The organism is Azospirillum sp., assembly GCF_035628975.1.
Taxonomy (GTDB): domain Bacteria; phylum Pseudomonadota; class Alphaproteobacteria; order Azospirillales; family Azospirillaceae; genus Azospirillum.
The window spans coordinates 25696-45890 of the sequence record NZ_DASPIS010000019.1 but is presented as its reverse complement, the minus strand read 5'-3'; the positions used below and the strand labels follow the sequence as shown (position 1 = coordinate 45890).

18 protein-coding genes are annotated in these 20195 nt (G+C 68.5%); 7 read left to right on the top strand and 11 right to left on the bottom strand.

The window, feature by feature from the left end:
• The first annotated feature begins 386 nt into the window (after positions 1-386).
• On the top strand, positions 387-2021 hold the full coding sequence (locus tag VD964_RS03865) for a sensor histidine kinase (RefSeq protein ID WP_324865759.1): 1635 nt from the start codon (positions 387-389) through the stop codon (positions 2019-2021).
• Positions 2022-2030: 9 nt separating this feature from the next.
• Here VD964_RS03865 and hisE read toward each other — a convergent pair whose 3' ends face one another.
• The gene (gene hisE, locus VD964_RS03860) at positions 2031-2420 is read right to left on the bottom strand and encodes a phosphoribosyl-ATP diphosphatase (protein ID WP_324865757.1); all 390 of its coding nucleotides are present in this window, start codon (positions 2418-2420) and stop codon (positions 2031-2033) included.
• A gap of 262 nt (positions 2421-2682) precedes the next feature.
• On the opposite strand from hisE, the gene VD964_RS03855 reads away from it, so the two are divergent.
• Both VD964_RS03855 and VD964_RS03850 read left to right on the top strand, forming a co-directional pair.
• The gene (locus VD964_RS03855) at positions 2683-2877 is read left to right on the top strand and encodes a hypothetical protein (RefSeq protein WP_149221842.1); all 195 of its coding nucleotides are present in this window, start codon (positions 2683-2685) and stop codon (positions 2875-2877) included.
• A gap of 41 nt (positions 2878-2918) precedes the next feature.
• Positions 2919-3116: a hypothetical protein gene (locus VD964_RS03850; protein ID WP_324865754.1), complete on the top strand. Its 198-nt coding sequence runs from the start codon at positions 2919-2921 to the stop codon at positions 3114-3116.
• Positions 3117-3255: 139 nt separating this feature from the next.
• On the opposite strand, the gene VD964_RS03845 is transcribed toward VD964_RS03850, so the two are convergent.
• Positions 3256-3993 (bottom strand): Crp/Fnr family transcriptional regulator, encoded by a 738-nt coding sequence (locus VD964_RS03845; protein ID WP_324865752.1) that lies wholly within the window; start codon positions 3991-3993, stop codon positions 3256-3258.
• 188 nt (positions 3994-4181) lie between these two features.
• Here VD964_RS03845 and VD964_RS03840 point away from each other — a divergent pair, with 188 nt between their 5' ends.
• Positions 4182-4583, top strand: a complete 402-nt coding sequence (locus tag VD964_RS03840) for a hypothetical protein (protein WP_014247954.1) — start codon at positions 4182-4184, stop codon at positions 4581-4583.
• 82 nt (positions 4584-4665) lie between these two features.
• Entirely contained in the window at positions 4666-5481 is an 816-nt protein-coding gene (locus tag VD964_RS03835) for a DUF502 domain-containing protein (protein WP_324865749.1), read from the top strand.
• On the opposite strand, the gene recG is transcribed toward VD964_RS03835, so the two are convergent.
• The 7 genes from recG to VD964_RS03800 all read right to left on the bottom strand — a co-directional run bounded on the left by recG (position 5433) and on the right by VD964_RS03800 (position 16011).
• Positions 5433-7514, bottom strand: a complete 2082-nt coding sequence (gene recG, locus VD964_RS03830) for an ATP-dependent DNA helicase RecG (RefSeq protein ID WP_324865746.1) — start codon at positions 7512-7514, stop codon at positions 5433-5435. The two genes, VD964_RS03835 and recG, sit on opposite strands and share 49 nt — an antisense overlap.
• A gap of 401 nt (positions 7515-7915) precedes the next feature.
• Positions 7916-10900 carry a chemotaxis protein CheA gene (locus VD964_RS03825; RefSeq protein WP_324865744.1) on the bottom strand — a complete coding sequence of 995 codons (2985 nt, stop codon included), beginning with the start codon at positions 10898-10900 and terminating at the stop codon, positions 7916-7918.
• 33 nt (positions 10901-10933) lie between these two features.
• Positions 10934-11356, bottom strand: coding sequence for a response regulator (locus tag VD964_RS03820; protein WP_014247959.1), 423 nt, complete (start codon positions 11354-11356; stop codon positions 10934-10936).
• 56 nt (positions 11357-11412) lie between these two features.
• Entirely contained in the window at positions 11413-12492 is a 1080-nt protein-coding gene (gene cheB, locus VD964_RS03815; RefSeq protein WP_324865742.1) for a chemotaxis-specific protein-glutamate methyltransferase CheB, read from the bottom strand.
• Complete coding sequence (locus tag VD964_RS03810) at positions 12489-13907, bottom strand: chemotaxis protein CheW (protein WP_324865740.1); 1419 nt, start codon at positions 13905-13907, stop codon at positions 12489-12491. Before VD964_RS03810 ends, cheB begins: the two co-directional genes overlap by 4 nt.
• Entirely contained in the window at positions 13904-14803 is a 900-nt protein-coding gene (locus tag VD964_RS03805; protein ID WP_324865738.1) for a CheR family methyltransferase, read from the bottom strand. The genes VD964_RS03810 and VD964_RS03805 overlap by 4 nt, the downstream gene beginning before the upstream one ends.
• Positions 14800-16011: a methyl-accepting chemotaxis protein gene (locus VD964_RS03800; protein ID WP_324865736.1), complete on the bottom strand. Its 1212-nt coding sequence runs from the start codon at positions 16009-16011 to the stop codon at positions 14800-14802. Before VD964_RS03800 ends, VD964_RS03805 begins: the two co-directional genes overlap by 4 nt.
• 215 nt (positions 16012-16226) lie before the next feature.
• Here VD964_RS03800 and VD964_RS03795 point away from each other — a divergent pair, with 215 nt between their 5' ends.
• Both VD964_RS03795 and VD964_RS03790 read left to right on the top strand, forming a co-directional pair.
• Positions 16227-18221, top strand: coding sequence for a HAMP domain-containing methyl-accepting chemotaxis protein (locus VD964_RS03795; protein WP_324865734.1), 1995 nt, complete (start codon positions 16227-16229; stop codon positions 18219-18221).
• 244 nt (positions 18222-18465) lie between these two features.
• Positions 18466-18705: a hypothetical protein gene (locus tag VD964_RS03790; protein ID WP_324865732.1), complete on the top strand. Its 240-nt coding sequence runs from the start codon at positions 18466-18468 to the stop codon at positions 18703-18705.
• A gap of 20 nt (positions 18706-18725) precedes the next feature.
• Here the strand turns inward: VD964_RS03790 and VD964_RS03785 are convergent, their stop codons facing one another.
• Together VD964_RS03785 and mltG are read right to left on the bottom strand one after the other, a co-directional pair.
• Positions 18726-19028, bottom strand: a complete 303-nt coding sequence (locus tag VD964_RS03785; protein ID WP_324865730.1) for a DUF2934 domain-containing protein — start codon at positions 19026-19028, stop codon at positions 18726-18728.
• Between the two features lie 114 nt (positions 19029-19142).
• A complete protein-coding gene (gene mltG, locus VD964_RS03780) occupies positions 19143-20150 on the bottom strand; it encodes an endolytic transglycosylase MltG (protein ID WP_324865728.1) in 1008 nt (335 codons plus the stop codon).
• Positions 20151-20195: the final 45 nt, after the last annotated feature.

Sequence of the window (20195 nt, the reverse complement as noted above, 5' to 3'; positions counted from 1 at the left end):
GGAAGAAGATGCCGCCAGGGGCAGTGACGGAAGCTTCCGTAGGGAAAGGTTTAGGGTATTTACGACCACCGGGTTTCCACCCGGCAACGTCGCGCCTCTGCGCATCTTTTTCCCATGGACCCGGATGGTTTCCTTTCGCGCTCCCCAACCGTTACGGGCCGCAAGGCGGCGCCCCCACTCCGGAGTCCGACCATAGCGAGATAATCATCGCAATCAAATCCCTACATGGTTGCAGGGTGACGGGAGCGGGAGGTTGCGCTATGCTTGAGCGTAACCACCGCCCTCCATCAACGGAACGCCACGTCCAGATGACCCCTGCCGGCTTCGAACAGGATGCACGCGCCGCCGGGACTCCGATACCCGTGCAAGGGCCGGATGCGGTTCGAATGGAACGCAAGGCCGCCTCGCCGGCGGTCCTGGCGCTGCTGGCTGTCGCCCTTGCCCTGGCGGTCGCGATGCTGGCGATTGCCGCCCACCAGTACCGCAGTCAGGTGATGGCGGAGGCGGAGAGCCGCAGCACCGCGATCGCCCGCGTGCTGGAAGAACATGCGGCGAAGACTCTCGGCATCCATGCCATGACGCTGTCCCATCTGGAATGGATGGTCGACGATCTGGGATGGGAGCGGATAGACGGTTCCCCCCTGCTGCACGAACGGCTGAAGACGCTGGCGTCGCAAACGCCGGAGGTTCAGTCCTACTGGATCACCGACGAGACGGGACGTGTCCGCGCCAGCAGCTTCGAATGGCCGATGCGTGTGCTGAGCGCCGCCGACCGCGAGTATTTTCGCGCCCATCTCGGTGCCGGCGACGCCATCCATATCGGCCCGCGGCTGAGCGGCAAGATCAACTCGGAAATCTTCTTCACCCTCAGCCGCCGAATGGAACTGCCCGGCAACCGGTTCCAGGGTGTGGCGCAGATCTCTCTTCTGCCGGGCTATTTCGCCGATTTCTACCGGTCGGTCCTGCATGATCCGCGCGACGTCATCCTGCTTCTGCGCGAAGATGGCCGGGCGATCGTCCGGGAACCCCTGGGCAGTACCCCGGACCGCGCCGACATCGGCCAGTTTCCGGAACTCGTCACCACGCCTGACGCGAACGGCACCTTCCGCGCCGTGACTTCCTTCGACGGGGTGGAACGGGTGCTGGCCCGCCGCAAGGTGCCGAATCTCCCGGTGTATGTGGTCTATGGCACCGATATCGCCTCCATCGAAGCGGCATGGCGCAACCGGGTCGAGCCTTATGCCCTGTTCGCCATTCCATCGATCGGACTGCTCGGACTGCTTGGCGTCATCGCGCTACGCCGGTCGCGTCAGGCCGCAGACGCACAGGAAGCGCTGCGCCGCTCCAACGAAGCGCTGGAGAGCCGCATCGCCGAGCGCACCCACCACCTGGACCAGGCGCTGGCGGACAAGGAGGTGCTGCTGCGCGACATCCATCACCGGGTGAAGAACAATCTGCAGGTCATTCTCAGCCTGCTGGAATTGCAGGCCCAGCGCTCGCCGGAACTGGAAGCGCCGTTCAGCGAAGCGCTGAGCCGTATCAACACGATGGGACTGATCCATGAGCAGATCTACCGCTCGACCGGGGTGTCCTCGGTCCGGCTCGACAATTTCATCGAGGCGCTGATCGGCCATCTCAGCAGCTTCCACAGGCGTCCGGGTCGGGAGATCGCCATTCATCACGACGTGGAACCGGTTGCCGTCGATTTGAACAGGGTGGTTCCCTTCGCCCTGATCCTGAACGAGGTGCTGTCGAACGCCTTCAAGCATGCCTTTGCGGATCGCTGTTCCGGCACCATCACCATCACCGTCACGGCGGAAGACGGCATGCTGCACCTGGCGGTGGCGGACGACGGCACAGGCACCCCCGAACCGGAGCCGGCGGCTGAGCCGGGACGGCGCTCCATGGGTATGGATCTGATCCGCGCCTTCGCCCGCCAGATTCGCGGCGAGTACCGCCTCACCCGCACCGACGGCACGCGCTTCGATCTCGTCTTCCCGCAGGAGGACGAGGCGTCCTGACGGCGCGGCTCAGCGCTTGCCGCGTTTGGCCGCTGCGCTTCCCACCCCGTTGATCGGATCGTCGGACTTCGGCAGTTTTTCCGCGATCCCGAAGGCCAGTTCCCGCCGGCGCAGTTCCGCCAGGATTTCGTCGGGCGCGATGTCCAGGTCCGCCAGCAGGACGACGAGGTTGTAGAGAAGGTCGGCTCCCTCCATCACCAGCGCGTCGCGGTCGCCGCGCATGGCCTCGATCGCCACTTCGATCGCTTCCTCCCCCACCTTGCGCGCCATGCGGGCACGCCCCTGCGCCAGCAGCTTGGCCGTGCGAGAGGCTTCGGGAGCGGCGGAAGGTTCGCGCCGCAGGGTTTGCACGGCATCGTACAGGCTGCGAAGCGGATCGGGACCGATGTATTGAACCATGGACTTGAAGTCGTTTTTTCAGCCTGGACTGTCAAGACGTTGGTTGATCGTTCAAACATTTCAGCCGCGCTGTGGGAGCACCCCCGACGGGCCGATCGGCCGCATAAGGTTTGTGTTGCTGATTAATTGGGTCACCAATGATCTGATCAAGAAAATCTCGGTGCAGCTGTAATTTTTGCAGCAGCCAGCAATGCAGAGGAAGCGTATTTGGCATTGGGTATACCAGTATATAGTCTCCTCACCAGCTTGATGGAGACCGATCATGACCACCACCACTTTCCAGCCCGGCACCGACAACCACGCTTCGACCGATGCCCTCCACGCCGTCGCCGAATTCCCGGTGGCCTGGTTCGAAGCCACCCCCGCTTATCTGGTCCTGCGCCCGGTCGCGGCCTTTCTGCGCGAATGGGTCGCCGCCACCCCGGCCGGCATCGTCCTCGGCCTGCTGAAGCACTGATCCCACCGCCGACCTCCCTGCCTTCTTCAACGGAGACCATCATGAGCAGCCTCAGCCTTCATCGCGGTGATCAAGACATCCATGGCGACGGCCTGTCGCTGCATCCGGTCCGCGATTTCATCGCCGACTGGTTGGAAGCCACCCCGGCGGCCATCGTGATGCGTCCGGTCGGCATCTTCCTGGCGGACTGGGTGCAGGCAACCCCCATGGCGATCCTGTTCCGCTCGCTGCAGCGCTGACCTCGGCGCAGCACATCGACCGGAACCGAAAGGCGACCGCGGCACTGCCCGTTCATACGGGCGGCCGCGGCCTTTTCATTTTTGGGCCGGTCCATTTTCAGAGTTGGGTTGCAACAGGCTGAGCCCCGATTTCGGTGCGTCACACGCCGCCGCGGACATCCTCGACCAGCAGTTCCAGCTTCGGCAAATCGCGCACCACCAGCGCATCGGAGCGCCGTTCCAGAACACCGTCGCGGGTCAGATCGCTCAGCACGCGGGCAACGGTCTCACGGGTCGTGCTGACGCGGGCGGCGATGTCGGAATGAACCGGAATGGGGGCGATGATCGCCGAGGCCCCCCGCCGCGTGCCCCGTTTGGCAAGGCGCAGAAGCTCGGCATGGATGCGGTTGTTGGCACCCAGCGTCGACAGTTCCATGATGCGGTCGGTAGCGCTGCGCAGCTTGTCGCACAGCCGCAGCATCATCGCCATCGCCAGTTCGGGATGGGCAGCCACCAGCTGCTGGAAGGGCCGGGCCGGCAGGAAGGCGATCAAGGCCCCCTCCCCCAGCGCCACGACCGAGGCGGAGCGCGGCCGGCCGTCCAGCGCCGACATCTCCCCGACCAATTCCCCGCTTTCGATGTCGCTGAAGCTCACCTCGCGCCCGCCGGCGGAGTGGCTGACCACACGCACGCGCCCGTCCACGATGAAGGCGACGTCACGGGTTTCCGCCCAATGGTCGATCAACTGCTCGTCCGGAGCGAAGCGGCGCCAGCGGCATTGGCGCGCCACGTCCGACCGCTGCTCCGCGGTCAGCGGGTGCAGCAGCGCGATGCGGTCCAGCCCGGCATGCGGCGCTTCGGGCACGGCCTCCAGGTTCGGCAACTCGGCTTTTGACACGGGACTGTTTCGGCCTCCGGCCCGGATTGCTTGTCGCGCGAAAGGATAGCTCGACCTGCACAAAGGGGGAAGGCGTTGTGACCAATGGCCGGTGTCAACCCTCCGTTAACGCTGAACGGGCAGAAGGGACTAGAGATCCCGCCAATCAGTCCCCCTCCGCCCTCTCACCTGCTGCCGGAGCGTCGATCATGCCCAGCCTGTTCCCCGTGCCCACCGCCCGCCGCGTCGATTCCCAGCGCCTGCTTTCGGTCGCCCTGATCCCCCTCGCCGCGTCCATCGCCATGGCCAGCACGGTCGCCGCCACCGGCTTCACTGCCAGCCCGCTGGGCGAATCGACCAGCACGCTCGGCTTCCTTCTGGACTTCACCACATTCTGCTACCTGGCCGTCGCCATGGCCCACCTGTCGGGCGCGATCGCCGACCGCACCTGCGGCGGGATGGCCGCCGGCCTGTCGATGGACGAATTCGATGCGCCGGAGCCGATCTCCGGCGAAGAGTTCTGGCAGGCCTTCCCCAACCATGTCGATGGCGCCGCCATCGCCGGGGCCGTCACCCTGCTGTGCGTGATCGCCGGATCGCTTGTCGGCTGACCCGTCCGCTCCACACGGCAGTTGAGAGCGGCGCGCGCTTGCCCCACTATGGCGCGGGCAGACGACAGGCGGATGGACAGGCGTGAGCGGAGATCAGAAGGACCTGAAGGCACAGGAAAAAGCCCAGCCGGCGGAGCCGGCGCGGCACCGCCGCGAGGGCATCGGCTTCATGGGGCGCCTGCGCGCCTATTTCCTGGCCGGCATCCTGGTCACCGCCCCCATCGCCATCACCGCCTATATCGCCTGGTGGTTCGTTTCGTTGATCGACGGCCATATCCGACCGCTGATCCCCAGCGCCTACAACCCTGAAAATTACCTGCCCTTCTCGATCCCCGGCCTTGGGCTGCTGGTGGTGATCGTCGTCGTCACGTTGATCGGCGCCTTCGCCGCCGGCTATGTCGGCCGGCTGGTTCTGGGCCTCGGCGAAGGGGTGGTCGGGCGCATGCCGGTCGTCCGCTCCGTCTATGGCGCGGTGAAGCAGATCTTCGAGACCGTGCTGGCCAAGAAATCCAACGCCTTTCGCGAAGTGGTGGTGATCCAGTATCCGCGCCCCGGCGTGTGGTCGCTGGGCTTCATCACCGGCAGCGCCCATCCGGAGGTGCAGTTGCAGTTGGCCGGACAGGCAGAGGACATGGTCAACGTCTTCATCCCCTGCGCGCCGCCCACCGCCGGCTATCTGGCGATGGTGCCGCGGCGCGAGGTGACCGCGCTGAACATGTCGGTCGAAGACGGCCTGAAGCTGGTGATGTCCGGCGGCATCGTCGTTCCGCCCGACCGCCGCCCTACCCTGGTGGAGCCGCCGGCCGGCCATGAACGGGATCAGGACCAGGATCAGGACGACGACCGGGATCAGCCCGACCGCAAGGTCTTGGCCGCCGCGTCGCGTTCGAAGAGGTAGAGCAGGGTCCGCAACGCCTGCCCGCGCGGGCTGGCGAGGTCGGGATCACGCTCCACCACCAGCCGGGCGTCGTCGCGCGCCACCGCCAGCAGATCACCGTGCACCGCCAGATCGGCCAGCCGGAATCCGGGCAGGCCGGACTGACGCGTCCCCAGCACCTCGCCGGCACCGCGCAGGCGCAAATCCTCTTCGGCGATGACGAAGCCGTCCTCGGTGTCTCGCAGCGTCTTCAGCCGCGCCCGCGCCGTCTCGGTCAGGTTCGAGTCGAACAGCAGGAGGCAGCTCGACGGCTTCTCGCCGCGCCCGACCCGGCCGCGCAGCTGGTGGAGCTGGGCGAGGCCGAAGCGCTCGGCATGCTCGATCACCATCACTGTCGCTTCCGGCACATTCACGCCGACCTCGATCACCGTGGTGGCGACCAGAACGTCGAGGTTGCCGGCGGCGAAGGCGGCCATCACCGCGTCCTTGTCCGGACCGCGCATCTTGCCATGAACCAGCCCGACCCGGTCGCCGAAGGTGGCGCGCAGGAAAGCATGGCGTTCGGTGGCGGCGGCCAAATCGCTTTGCTCCGATTCGTCGACCAGCGGGCAGACCCAATAGACCCTGGCCCCCTCCGCCACCTTGCGCTGGATGCCGTTGACCACCTCCTCCAGCCGGTCGAGAGCGATGGTGACGGTCTGCACCGGCTTGCGGCCGGCCGGCTTCTCGGTCAGGCGCGACACGTCCATGTCGCCGTAGGCGGTCAGCGTCAGGGTGCGCGGGATCGGCGTCGCGGTCATCACCAGCACGTCGACCGCCCGCCCCTTGGCAGACAGCTGCAGGCGCTGATGGACGCCGAACCGGTGCTGTTCGTCGATCACCGCCAGCGCCAGATCCTTGAATGCGACATCCTCCTGGAACAGGGCATGGGTCCCCACCAGCAGCGGCAGTTCGCCCGACGCCAGCCGGTCGAGCACCGCCTGACGCGCCTTGCCCTTGTCGCGCCCGGTCAGCAGCCCGATCTCCACCCCCGCCGCCTTGCACAGCGGTGCCAGGCTCTCGGCATGCTGGCGGGCAAGGATCTCGGTCGGCGCCATCAGGGCGGCTTGGGCACCGGCCTCCACCGCGTTCAGCATCGCCATCAGGGCCACGACGGTCTTGCCGCTGCCCACGTCGCCCTGCAGCAGCCGCAGCATGCGCCGCTCGGCCGCCATGTCGGCGTAGATTTCCTCCAGCGACGCCGCCTGCGATCCGGTCAGCGAGAAGGGCAGCGCCGCCAGCGCAGCGCGTCGCAAACTGCCGTCGCCCTGCGTCACCCGCCCGGCCAACCGTCGCTGGCTGGCCCGCACCAGCATCAGCGCCAGCTGGTTCGCCATCAGCTCGTCATAGGCGAGGCGGCAGCGGATGGGCGCGGTGGCGGCAAGGTCGCCTTCGTCCTCCGGCGTGTGGGCGCGGGTCAGCGCTTCGGCCCAGGTCGGCCATTGCCGGCGGGCGAGCCAAGCCGGGTCCTGCCATTCGTCGAGCCGAGGGATATCGCCGAGTGCGGCGCGCACCGCCTTGCGCAGGGTCTTGGCCGGCAAGCCGGCGGTCATGGGATAGACCGGCTCCACCAGTTCCAGATCTTCCTTCGAATCGACCGGAACCACGGCATCGGGGTGGGTGATCTGGGCGGTGTCGTTGAACCATTCCACCTTGCCCGAGACCACCATGGTGGTCCCCGCCGGGATCTGCTTCGACAGCCAGTCGCCACGGATGTGGAAATACACCAGTTCCAGAACGCCGGTCTCGTCGGTGCAGCGGATCTTGTAGGGGTGGCGCGGGTTCACCGGCGGAGCGTGCGAATCGATGCGCACCGTCAGGGTGGCGATGCGGCCGTGCGGCGCCTGCGCGATCTTCGGCGAGAAGCGGCGGTCGACCACCCCGCAGGGCAGATGCCAGAGCAGATCGACCACATGGGCGCCGGCCAGCTTCTCCACCAGCTTGCCCAGACGGGGGCCGAGGCCGGGGAGTGCCGTGACCGGTTTGAACAGCGGAAACAGGATGGCGGGACGCACGGGCGGGACGCTATCGGGAAAGCCTTTGACGGCCTTCAGAAAGCCGGTTGGACGGGGCGGCGTCAAGGCCGCTGGACGCGATCGGAGAAAAGGGGGATCGGGGAAGGAAGGAACGGCGGAGCGCACCCAGGGCCGGGGCCTGCGGTGGGGGGCAACGTCGGCCGCGAAATGGCCTTGGACGCGCTCCGCCGATAGGTACCGTCCGGAGGCAAACGGGAGAACCGGACGGTCATGTCCGATGGCAGGGGACCACCGGGAAGAGACACCAGATGAGAAGACGCTCTGGATGACTGGCCGGTGTTTCAGGGGGGCTGGCCCGACCGCGTCACAAGAAGGACAATAGCCCGGCCGCCCTGTCCCGAACCTGACCCGACCATGAAATCCGCGTCATGAACCGGCGTTCACGCCGGGGTGGAGGGGTCGGGGTGGAACGCCGGAGCGGCCGCCTCCCGCCGCTGGGCCGCGGCAGCCAGCCGGTACAGTTCGTCGCCGTCCAGGATGATGACGATGCGGCCGTCGTTCAGCAGGGAGACGCCGCCGACTCCGGGCACCTCGGCAAGGCCGGGATGGCTTTCGCGGACGAACAGGTCACCCCGTCGCAGCAGCCGGTCGATCTCCAGCCCGATGCGGCGGTTCCCGTGACGGAGCACGACGATGAGGCGCTGGCCGGGACCGGCCGGCGGCCATTCCCCTTCGGCGGGGAAACCCAGGGCGTCAGCCAGCCGGACCACCGGCAGCACCCGCTTGCGGCGCATCACGGTCCAACAGCCGGATACAAGGTGGAATTCGTCGGCGGTGAAGCCGCACACCTCCTCCACGAAGCGGTCGGGGATCGCCAGCACCTGATCGTCCACCTGGACCAGCAAGGTGCGCAGGATCGCGGCCGACAGCGGCAGGTCGATGGCGAAGGCTGTGCCAGCCCCCTCCCGCGTGCGGGTGACGATGCTGCCGCCAAGCCGCGTGATGGCATTGCGCACCACGTCCATGCCGACGCCACGGCCCGATGTTTCGGTCACCATGTCGGCGGTGGAGAAGCCGGGGGCGAAGATGAACTCGCGCACGGCCTCGGGGGAAAGCTGCAGGCTGTCTTCCTCGCCGATCATACCCTGGCGAACCGCCTTGGCTCGCACCGCCTCCGCGGAGATGCCGCGTCCGTCGTCGGCGATCTCCACCACCACGCGGCTGTTGCGCTGGATGGCGCGCAGGCAGAGCGTCGCCTGCGGCGGCTTGCCCGCAGCCTCGCGGGCGGGCGGCGTCTCAATGCCGTGGTCGATGGCGTTGCGGACCATGTGCATCAGCGGGTCGCAGAGCGTCTCCACCATGCTCTTGTCGATGCGCACCTCGCCGCCCTCCATGACGAAGCGCACCGACTTGCCTTGGAGCCGCGCCAGTTCGCGCACGACACGGGGGAATTGGTTGAACAGGGTTTCGATAGGCACGACGCGCAGGTCGAGCGCCGCCTCCCGCAACCGGTCGACGGAACGGCTGAGCTGGGTGTCGAGGTCCAGAAGATCGCGGCGCTGATGCTCCACCGCCTCCTGCAGGGCGCGGAGGTCGTGATCGCCGGCGCCCAGCCTCTCGGCCAGCGACGCCAGCGCCTTCTCCATCCGCAAGTCGTTGGCGGTGGCGTTCAGGTCGCCGGACAGCAGGACCATGCCGTCGATGCGCGCCATGAAGCGGTCCACGACCTCCCCTGGCACGCGCAGAACGCCGCCGGGGGCTGCGGCCGGGCGGACGGGAGCGGTGGGCATGGCCGGCGGAACGCTGGGAGCAAGGAGCGACGTCATCGGGGCAGTGGCGGGGGGAGCGACTGCCGGCAAGGCGGGGTTTGCCGGTTCCTCGACAGTCCCGGCGGTGGTTCCCTCCTCGCTCGCCGCGGCCGGTTCGGAGGGGGTGCAGGACCGGATGCGCAGGAAGCCACCGCCGGGATCGATGCCGGCAAGCGCGCCGGCCAGCGCGGGAAGCTCCTGCGGCGAGGCGATCAGCACGCGCAGCCAGGTCTTGCCGTCGATGAATTCCGGCCAGTTGGTGATCGCCCGCACCTTGCTGCCCATCCATTGAACGAAGCCGGACGCCACCTCCGCCGATGTCTCCAGGAAGGCGGTGACCTCATAGAGGCGGACGGACGGGTCGGCAATGGCGGCACGCAGATCGGCGGTGCTGTCCGGCGACAGAAAGCGCAGCAGGCCGGGATCGAGCCCGAGGGCGGACAGCTCGTCGGCGCTCAGCGGGCGGCGCGCTTCCCCGGCCTCCCTCTCGGCGGAAACGGCATCGACGAATGCGCGCAGGCGCCCTTCCAGCGCCGCAGCGCCATCGGCCTCCAAATCCTCGGCCGGGTCGCGGGAGGCCCGCGCCGCCAGATCGGCCAGCGCGCTGCGGGCGTCGGCCAGCAGGATGGGCCAGCCGGCATGACCGGCAGCGGGCGCCCGGCGCATCACATCGGCCAGAACCCGCAACAGGGCGGAGCCGCGCGGCAGCCGGATGATGTCCAGCGTCGACGCCATGCGGTCGAGCAGGCCCGCCAATTCGCCGGCCGCGGCCCCATCGGCCAGTGCCGCCGGATCGGACAGTAGCGCATCGGCGCGGGCGCTGCCCTGGGCCAGGAGTTGGGCATTGTGGTCGGCAAGCAGGGTCGCCAGGATTGCCGCCCCGGCGTCCTTGCCGGTCAGCCGGCCGATGCGGGCGCTGGCGGTGGCGACGCCCTGAAGCTCGCGCAGGATGCCGTCCGCATCGCGGGCCGTCAGCGCTTCGCGGAAGCGGCGCAGCGTGTCGGCGAAGGGCAGGAAGTTCAGCCGCTCGCAGGCCAGTTCCAGCCGGTCGGCGGTGTCGTCGACGGTGCGGATCCCCTCCTCATCCAGGCTGTCGAGGTCGAGCGCACGGGTCAGCGTCGCCATGCCGTCATGCAGCAGCCCGACGAAAAGACCGAGCATCCGCTCGTTTTCGTGCAGCCGCGCCGGCGGGGGCGGCGGCGATGCCAGACCCGGCTTGACCGCCGGGGTCTCACCACCCAGCGCGTCGAGCCGCGCCAGGAGTTCGGCCGGCGCCTGCCCGTCGCGGCGATCGCGCATGCCGACCTCCGCCAGTCCACGCAACGCATCCAGCGCGTCCAGCAGCGGGGCGGCGACCTCCTCCGTCAAGGGCAACGCGCCGGTGCGCACGCGGCCGAGAATCGTCTCCGCCCGGTGGGCCACCGCCTCCATCGCGAAGAGGTCCATGGCACGGGCCGCCCCCTTCAGCGAGTGGAAGGAGCGGAACAGGGCGGCGATACGCTCCGCGTCCGTCATGTTCCCGGGGGTTGCCGAGAGCAGTTTTTCCAGCAGGTCGAAATGCTCGCCGGCCTCGACGCTGAACTGCCGCCACAGGGTCTCGATCAGTTCGCTGCTCATGGGTCACCGCTCAAGGGGCCATCGAGCCGGGGATCAGGGCTTCACGGGCGGGGGAAGGCCGGCGGCGCGGCGGATGGCGGCGACGATGTCGTGGCCCTTCTTGTGGGCGAGGTCGAGGCTCATCGTCCCGGACGGCTTGGCGATGATCTCCACCGCTCCCAAGGCGCGGGCCTCGGTCGCTTCGGGCGAGCCGACCTGGGCGACGGACGAGATGATGATCACCTTCGCGCGTGACATCAGCGACAAATGCTCCATCACCTCCAGCCCCGACATCTCCGGCATTTCGATGTCGAGCAGGACGATGTCCGGCTTGAGGCTCTTGACCATCTCCAGGGCCACCTTGCCGTTTTCGGCCGCACCGACGAGGGACAACTCGTCGTCCGCGCGCACGATGTCGCCGATGATCGTGCGCATCAGCACAGAGTCATCGACCAGCAGGATCGTCGGCTTCGCCATGGGTGACAGTTTCCTATGCTTGCAGTGCCAAACGGCGTTCGGATCGGGTGTGGTGGTCAGGCGAGTGAGAAGAGGGCGTTCAGCTTGCGGGCGATTCCCGCGACCGGCAACACCTCCGTGGCCACACCGGCGCGGATCGCCGCCTTCGGCATCCCATCGACCGCGCAGGTCGCCGGATCCTGGACCAGGACGGAAAAACGCCGCTCGGCAAAGGCGGCGGCCCCGGTGCTGCCGTCTTCGCCCATTCCGGTCAGCACGACGGCGACAGGCGACTCCGCCGCCTCCGCGGCGCTGCGGAACAGCCGGTCGGCGGAGGGATGGTAGATGGTCTCCGCTGGATCGGCGGCATGCAGGGAAAACCGGCCGGAAGCCGGACGGCGCACGATCCAGTCGCCGCCGCCGCGCAGGATGGTCACCGCGGCAGGGTCGAGTGCCACACCGTCGCCACCCTCCACCACCGGACGGCCGAGCGTCCGGGAGAGCGAGGCGGCGAATCCCGCGGTGAAGCTGGCCGGCATATGCTGGGCCACCACCAGCGGACAGGGCAGCGGCCCCAGCGCGCCGAGCAGTTCCGCCAGCGCAACCGGTCCGCCGGTGGAGACTCCCACCACGACCAGGTCGGGGCGATGCGCGCGGATGCCGCCGCGGATGGCAGGGTGCGATGGGGCCGGCGGTTCCACCACGGGCGTGGGCGTAGGGGCGCTGGCCGCCTCCCCGGTCAGCTCCATGCGCCAGCGGCCCCAGTGGCGCACCTTCTCGGTCAGCTGGCGTTCGATGGACGCCATGTCGAAGGTGATGAAGGAGCTGTTCTTGCAGACGAAATCCACCGCGCCGGTCTCCAGCGCCCGGATGGTGGCCGCCGCCCCGTCGGACGTCTCGTTGGAGACCATGATGCAGGGCGGACCCTTTTCCGCCGCAATGGCCTGCACCGCTTCGATGCCGTCCATGACCGGCATGTTCAGGTCCATGGCGACGACATGCGGCTTCAGCTTGCGCGACAGGCGCAGCGCCTCGGCCCCATTGCGCGCTTCACCGACGATCTCGATGTCGGAGGCCGGCTCCAGCATCTTGCGGAGCGCGATGCGGACGAAGTTGCTGTCGTCGACGACCAGCAGGCGGATGCGCGGATCGGTCATGGCGCGGCGGTCCCGGCCGGAAGGGCTTTGGCTGCGGTGGAGACGGCGGAAGAGGCGGCGGTCAGCCCCTCCGGCCGCAGCACCGGGATCAGCGCATGGTCCAGACGGATGACGGCGGCGGTCAGGCGGTCGGACAGCGGATCGACGTCCTCCGCGGCGATCTTGCGGATGCGCTGGATCTCGTCGGCGATCGCCGCCACGGTGCCGCCGTCGATCTCCACCAGGATGGCGATCCCGGGCGTGGCGGGTGCGGCACCGACCGGCCCCTGCGACAACAGCCGGCGCAGATCGAGCACCGGCAGGATGCGGCCGTCCACGTCGGTCAATCCGTCAAAGCTCTCCGCCCCCTGCGGCAGACGCATGCGGTCGGAGGACTCCACGACGCGACGCACCTTTTCGAACTCCAGGGCATAGACCCGCGCCTCGACCACGAAGGTCAGGAAGCGGCGGTAGAAGCGGCGCGGCAGGCGGCTTTCGGCCAGATCGTCGTCCGGATCGCCTCCCTCGGGGATGAAGCCGCCGATGTCGTCGAGATGATCGCCCAGCATGCGTGCCCCGCTCCTCACGTCGAGCCAAGTTCCATCGTAATCCACCACCCGGGCCGGCGCACCGGCCTCCCCGGCGCGCATGCGGTCCAGCGGCACGCGCACCACCCCGCGCACGCCGTCCACCCGCACGCCAACGGGGCCACGGCGTGTTCGCAGCACGACGGTATAGCCACCGGGACGGTCGCCCAACCCCAGCGGATCGGTGACCAGAACGGACCGCTTCGGCACCGACGCCACCCCGCGGACGATGGCAGGCGCATTGGGCAGAGGGCGCAGGTCGGCGAGCGGGAAGACCAACAGCAGATCGGCTGTTTCCAATGCCTGCGGCCGCCCGGCGACCTCCACCATCAGCAGGCGGACGCCGGCCCGCTCGCGCGACGGGTCCGGCGGCTCGGCGGCGGCACCGCTCAGCGCGTCGCCATCGAACAGCCCGGCATGGACGGCCCCCCGCCCCAGTTCCATCCGGTCCGGGTCGAGCAGGCGCAGCAAGCGGTCGCCATGGCGCAGGCGGCCGGCGACCGGCGTCCCGCAATCCTCCGGCTCCGCCCCGGCGAGCGTCACCCGCTCAGCCGGCAGGGTGCCGCCGATCCGGCCGGCGCGCAGGGCCAGCAGCCCGGCACCGGCACGCAAGACGATCAGCAGCCCGCCCCGCCGGCCGCCGGCCCAAACCAACCCGAGCGACCGATAGCCGGTGACGTCCAGAACCGGCAGGATGCGACCGCCGACGGTCGCCAGTCCCTCCACCTGCGGCGGGGCGAAGGGCAGCCGGGTGGTGCGGGTCGATTCGGCGACCTCCTCCACCCGGTCGGCGGGAACGGCGAAGGGAGTGCCGGCGATGTCGAAGGTCAGGAATCCGTCGGCCGTCATGGCACGATCTCCCGCCGCCGGTAGGCGAGCGCGCGGTCGCCGCGGTGACGCTCGAACCGGCAATCTTCTCCCAACCGGTCTGTGGTGCCCAGCACCAGCCAGCCGCCCGGCGCCACCGCGGCGGTCAGCAGGGCCAGCGCCCGGTCGCGGCTGTCGTCGTCGAAATAGATCATGACGTTGCGGCAGGACACAAGGTCGAAGCCCCCCTCCGGCGCGCCGTCCGGCGGGCCCGCATCCATGAGATTGTGACGGACGAAGCTGACGATGCGGCGGGCATCGGCACGCACCCGGCGGTGCAGCGGCGCCTCGCTCCCCAGCGGGACGAACCAGCTCTCATAGCCGTCCGGCATCTCGCGGAACGGCCCAAGCCCCTCCCCGCCATAGCAGGCGTTGGCAGCCTGCCGCACGGCTATGCGGCTGAGATCGGTTCCCAGCACCTGCACGTCCCAATCGGTTTCCAGGCCATGCCCGGTCCGGCGCGCCTCCCCGACGTCGGCCAGCGCCTCCAGCGTCACGATGGCGAGGCTGTAGGCCTCCTCCCCGGTGGCGCAGCCGGCGCTCCACAGCCGCAGGGTCCGCGCTGCGCGCCGGTCGGCGATCAGCCGGGGGAGCAGATAGCCACGCAGATGGGCGTGGTGCGGCAGGTCGCGGAAGAAATAGGTCTCGTGGATCGTCAGGTTCTCGATCAGGCTGAGCCAGTCCGGGCTGTCGGCCGGCGCCCGTTCGATCTGCGCCACCCACTCCTCCAGCACCGGCAGGGGCATCGCTGCGAGGATGCGCGCCAGCTTGCGTTCCAGCGGGCGGTCGTGGCGGATGCCCGCCTTGCGCCGGACATCGTCCAGCAACCGCCGCGCCAGAGCGTCGAGCGGGCCGAGGGGAGCGCCGCCCTCGCTCACGATGCCCGAAAGCGCTCAGCCAGCCGCCGCGTGTCGTCGGCCAACCGGGAGAGGTGGACCATGGTCGCGATGATCTCCTCGGACGCGGCAGCGTTCTTCGACGCGACGGTGCGGATGTTGCCGACGTTCGACTCGATCTCGACGATGTGGTCCTGCTGATCGGCCATGGCCGCGGCGACGGATTGGACCATGCGGTCGATCTGGGCCACGCGTTCGGCGATGCCGTCCATCATCTGAACCACCTCGGCCGTGGCGGCCATTCCCTCTCCCGCCATCGCCGCGGCGGCCTCGACGATCTCGGCGATCTGGCGAGCGCTCTCCACGGCGTTGTCGGCCAGCTTGCCGACCTCCTCGGCGACGACCTCGAAGCCCTTGCCCTGCTCGCCGGCGCGGGCGGCTTCGATGGAGGCGTTGACCGACAGGATGTTGGTCTTCACCGCGATCTGGGTGATCGCCTCGGTGATGCGGCCGATGCGGCGGCTGTTGTCGCCGATGGTCTGCGATACCCGGACGAGTCGCGCCATCTCCGCCTTGCCCTTGTCGGCGAAGCCGGCGGTGACGCGCACCATGTCGGACGCGGCGCGCGTGCTGTCGGTCACCTCCGCGATGGCTCGGACGGATCGGCCAACTGCGTTCGCCACGCGGTCCAGGTCCTCGGTCTGGATGGAGGCGCCGTCGGCGACCTGGGACACCGCCGTGCTGGCTTGGCCCGCGGCGACGGCGACCTGGGCCGCCTGCTGGCCGATGCGCAGGAAGGAGTTGCGGGCATCCTCCACCAGCGCCGCCATCTCGGCATAACGGCCGGGCAGCGCCGGCAGCGGATGCTGGCCTTCATCCGGTTCGCGGGTCAGGCGGCGAAGCGCGGCGTGCAGTGCATTCTGAACCGACAAGGTGCGGGCCAGGGAGGCAGCGACCGCGCCGGCCTCATCCCCGCGGAGCGGCGGTGCGGGAGCATCGTCCACGGCCCCCTCGGCAAGCCGGGTGGCGGCATCCTGCAGCCGGGCCATCGCGTCCGAGAGGTCGAGCGCCAGCACCAGCGCGACCGCCAGCGCCAGGGCCAGCGCACCGCCCGTCGCCAGCCACAAGGATTGCGGCGCGATGCCCGGGACCAGGCCGGGCAGCAACAGGGGCAGAAAGGCCGCGGCGGAAGGCAACAGGACGGCGATGCCGAACCGGGGAAGAACTCGCAGGCTGGCCGGAAAGGACATTGCGGTAACGGCTCCTCACGATCGACCAAGGGCGCCCCGCGACAACCCGCGGACGACGCACGCCACCCTTATGACTTGCCGGATGCACCCCAACCGAAGCAAGGTGATTCCAGTGGGTAGTGTCGGATGCCGCATGCCTCGGTTCCGGTCGCCCGTCCTCTCCCCCGCTCAACCCGGCTCCGCCGCCACGCGGCCCTGAATGGACCTCCACCGGCATGTCGATCGCCACACGCATCGCCCTGGGTTTCGCCGCCGTCCTGCTGCTGACCCTTGCCGTCGCCGTCGCCGGATGGAGCGGCCTGAACACCTACGCCACGCAGGTGGAGATCGCAGCCCGCACCTCCCGCCTCGACACGCTGCTGCTCAGCGCCCGGCAGGAGGAGGCACGCTATCTGATCGACGTCGATCCCTCCGCCAGCCGGCGGGTACGCCAACTGACCGAGCAGTTGAAGACCGAAGCCGAGGCCCTGCTGGCTCTGCCCGGCCATGCCGTCGCCCCCGACGCGCTGCAGGACGTGCTGACGAAGCTGGCGGCCTACCGGAGGTCCTTCGACGAGGTGGTCCAGCTGGAGGTCGAGCGCTTCGCCAGTCTGGCAAAGCTCCGCAAGCAGACGGCAGCCCTCCTGGTGGTGGCGCAGACGCTGACGCAGGAGCAGTCGGCCCGCTATGCCGACGCGCTGGCGCGGCTGAAGGCCGATCCCGGCGATGGGGACGCTCTGAGGGCACTGGAGTCCTCCGCCCTGCTGACCACCATCGCCGGGCGGCTGATCCAGGAAACCCGCAGCGCCTTGCTCGACGTGCAGCAGTATCTGATCGAGCAGGGCGGGTCCGGCCGCAATTCGCCCAACGCAGCCATTGATCGGCTGTTGTCCATCATCGGAGATGTCCAGAGAGCCTCCAATGGTCCCGAAATCCTGCGGGAGACGGAGAAGCTGACCGCCGCCGTGATGGGCGTGGAAACGGAATTCCTGCTGGTCGCCGACATCGTGGTCCGGCGCAGCGCTGCCCGCGTGGCGATGCGCGATGCCGCCGCAACCGTCAGCGATCGGGTCGCGCAGCTGGTCCACGCCCAAACCGCGGAACGGGAAGCTGGCCGGTCGCGCGCCGTGCTGCTCCTGTGGAGCGGCGCATTGGGAGCGCTGGCGGCCGGAGCGGTGCTGTCGATGCTGATCGCCCGCAGCCTGACCGGCCCGATCGCCGCCACGACGGCCGCCGTCCAGCGACTTTCGGAAGGCGACCTGACGGTCGCGGTGCCCAACACCGGCCGGCGCGACGAGTTGGGCTCCATCGGCCGCGCCGTCGCCACCGTCATCCAGGTGCTGCACGGGCTGCATGGGGAAATGCACCGGCTTTCGGGCAAGCCGGTGAATGATGCCGCAACGGGGAACACTCCGGCTTTCCAGGGCGCCTATGGCGAGATGGTGGCGCTGCTGCAGGAGACCGGCACCGCCTTCCGCGCCATCGGGGAACAGGCGACCCAGGTGGCCGTCGCGGCGGGTCAGGCCAGCACGGCCATCGCCCATGTCTCCGACGGCGCATCGGAGCAGACCGACGATCTCGACCATGTGGCTACAGCGGTCGGTCAGTCGGCCCGCGCCATCGCCCATGTCACCGACAGCACGCGCGATGCCTCCGACATGGTGAAGGACGCCGCCGATTTCGCCGACCGCGGTCGGGAGGACATGGCGCGCCTGCTGCGCGTGTCGCAGACCATCGCGGAGAACAGCCGCCGCATCGGCCGCATCACCGAGGCGATCACCCAGATCGCGGTGAAGACCAACATCCTGTCGGTCAACGCCTCCATCGAGGCCGCCCGCGCCGGCGAGCAGGGCAAGGGCTTCGAAGTGGTCGCCGAAGAGGTCGGCAAGCTCGCCGACAACGCCGTGGAAAGCGCCCGCCAGATCGCCGAGATCATCGAAGCCGCGGCGGCTTTGGCTGAGGAAGGCAAGGCCGTCACCGAGCAGGCGCGACGCCGCATGGATGGGCTTGCCGAGCGGGTGGACCGCATCGATGGCGCCTTCCAGTCGGTCGCCGTGGCCATGGAGGAGCAGCAGGCTTCGGTCCGCGAGATCGAACGGTCGGTGGAAAGCGTTCGAACCGTCGCCTCCAAGAACGCCGCCGCGTCGGAGGAGATCGCCGCGACCATGGTCCATCTCTCCCGCTTGGCGGATGAGACGCGGCGTCAGGTGTCGCGCTTTCAAGCCGGCTGAACCCCGACCTTTGCCTCGGTTGCTTCACGTCGCACAGATGTGGTGGCCGATTGTCGGGCCAAGCGGCCGGATACGCGCAGCTGCCCAAATATCCGAAGTGGTAATTCTTAATCCCCAAGCGGAGATATCCGGCATTTAAAGTTCTTTTAACCCTATTCCGCGCCTAATCGACACGCGGGAACGCATGATCCCGAGAAGACACTCACCCGAACATTAGACCCACACGATACCAAGGGAGCTACCCATGCCCGCACAGATGGTCGCCGATGAAGTCCGCAAGGCCAGCCGCATCCACGCGCGCCTTCTGGACGCCTTCATCGACTTGACGGAGCGGGAACTGGCCGGACTGGCCCCCGGCTTCGCCGAAGAAAGCCTGATGGAGGCGCTGGAAGCGCTGCGCGCCGCCCGCAAGTCCTATGGTTCGACCGCGGGGGTCATGGTCGTCTCGAACCTGCAACTGCCGCAGGCCTCCAACGCCGCCTGACGTGCTACGGCGGCGGCCGATCAGGCCGTCAGCGTCTTGCGGGTCCGTGGCTTGCGCGCCTTGGGGGGCTCGGCCGCCGCGGCTTCCGGCTCAACGCCGGTCTGATCGATGGTCTTGACCGCCCTCGGCTTGGCGTTCGTCGTCTTGCGCGGCGCCTTCACGACCGCGACGACCGGAGAGCGGTCAGGAATGGCTGCCGTTTCCCCCAGGATCGCACGCTCGGCCTGAAACCAGTGCTCGGCATCGCGCCCTTCCGGACGGCCCTCGTCCAGCCAGATCGCATAGGCGCGGTCACGGATGCGCTGCTCGACATCCACGGTCATCACATCTCCCCAGGGAATGGTGGTCAGGTCTGCTGCGATGCAAAGACTGCCGAAATTGTGGGGAAGGCGCAACCAAGCGGATGGTTATCGGCCCTCCGCCCCGGTCATCGGCCGTCATTCCGATGACGTTTCGCCGGGCTCGGGCTGCCTGTTCTGCTGGATCTCGCGCCATTTGGCGACATTGCGGTTGTGATCCGGCAACGATTTGGCAAAGACATGGCCGCCGGTTCCGTCGGCAACGAAATACAGGAATTCGTGCCGTTCCGGCTTCATCACCGCCTGGAGCGAGGCCTTGCCCGGATTGGCGATCGGGCCCGGCGGCAGGCCGCTGTTCTGATAGGTGTTGTAGGGCGACTCGAGCTTCCAGTCGTTGCGGGTCAGTGCCCGCCCCAGTTCACCGCTGCCATCGGTCAAGGCGTAGATCACGGTGGGATCGGACTGCAGCTTCATGCCGGATTCCAGCCGGTTGACGAAAACGCCCGCCACCTTGGGGCGTTCCGCCGCAACGCCGGTCTCCTTTTCGACGATGGATGCCAGCGTCAGTGCCTGCTGCGGAGTCTCGTAGGGAAGGTTTGGATCCCGGTTCTTCCACGCTTCCGCCAAAGCCTGCGTCATCGCCGTCTGCATGCGCTCGACCAATGCAGGGCGGCTGTCGCCATAGGCGAAGTGGTAGGTCTCCGGCAGGAGGGAACCTTCCTTCGGCGGCTTAGCGATCTCGCCGGTCAACACCGTCTCGCGTTGCAGAAGCGCCACCACCTGGGCGGAGGTCAGGCCTTCCGGCACGGTGATGCGGCGCACCACGGTGCGGCCCTGGCGCATCTGCTCCAATACGCCTTCGATGCTGATTCCAGCGGGGAACTGGTACTCGCCGGCCTTCAACTCGCGGAAGGTTCCGGTCAACTTGGCCGCTGCGGCAAACACCAGAGGCGACCCGATCACACCGGAATCGCCCAGTGTGATGGCAATGGCCTCCAACCCGCTGCCGCGGGGGATGACGACCGTCTCGGCCTGCTCAAGCGGCCCGGCAGTCGTGTAGCGCTGGAACCCCCAGACGCCCACTCCACCCGCCGCAGCGGCCGCGAGGGCCAGCGTCCCCGCGAATATTCGGAGACCCCAGCCCATCGCTCACCTCATGAAGGCAGTAAATCGCAACGCCGGCGCAGGCTT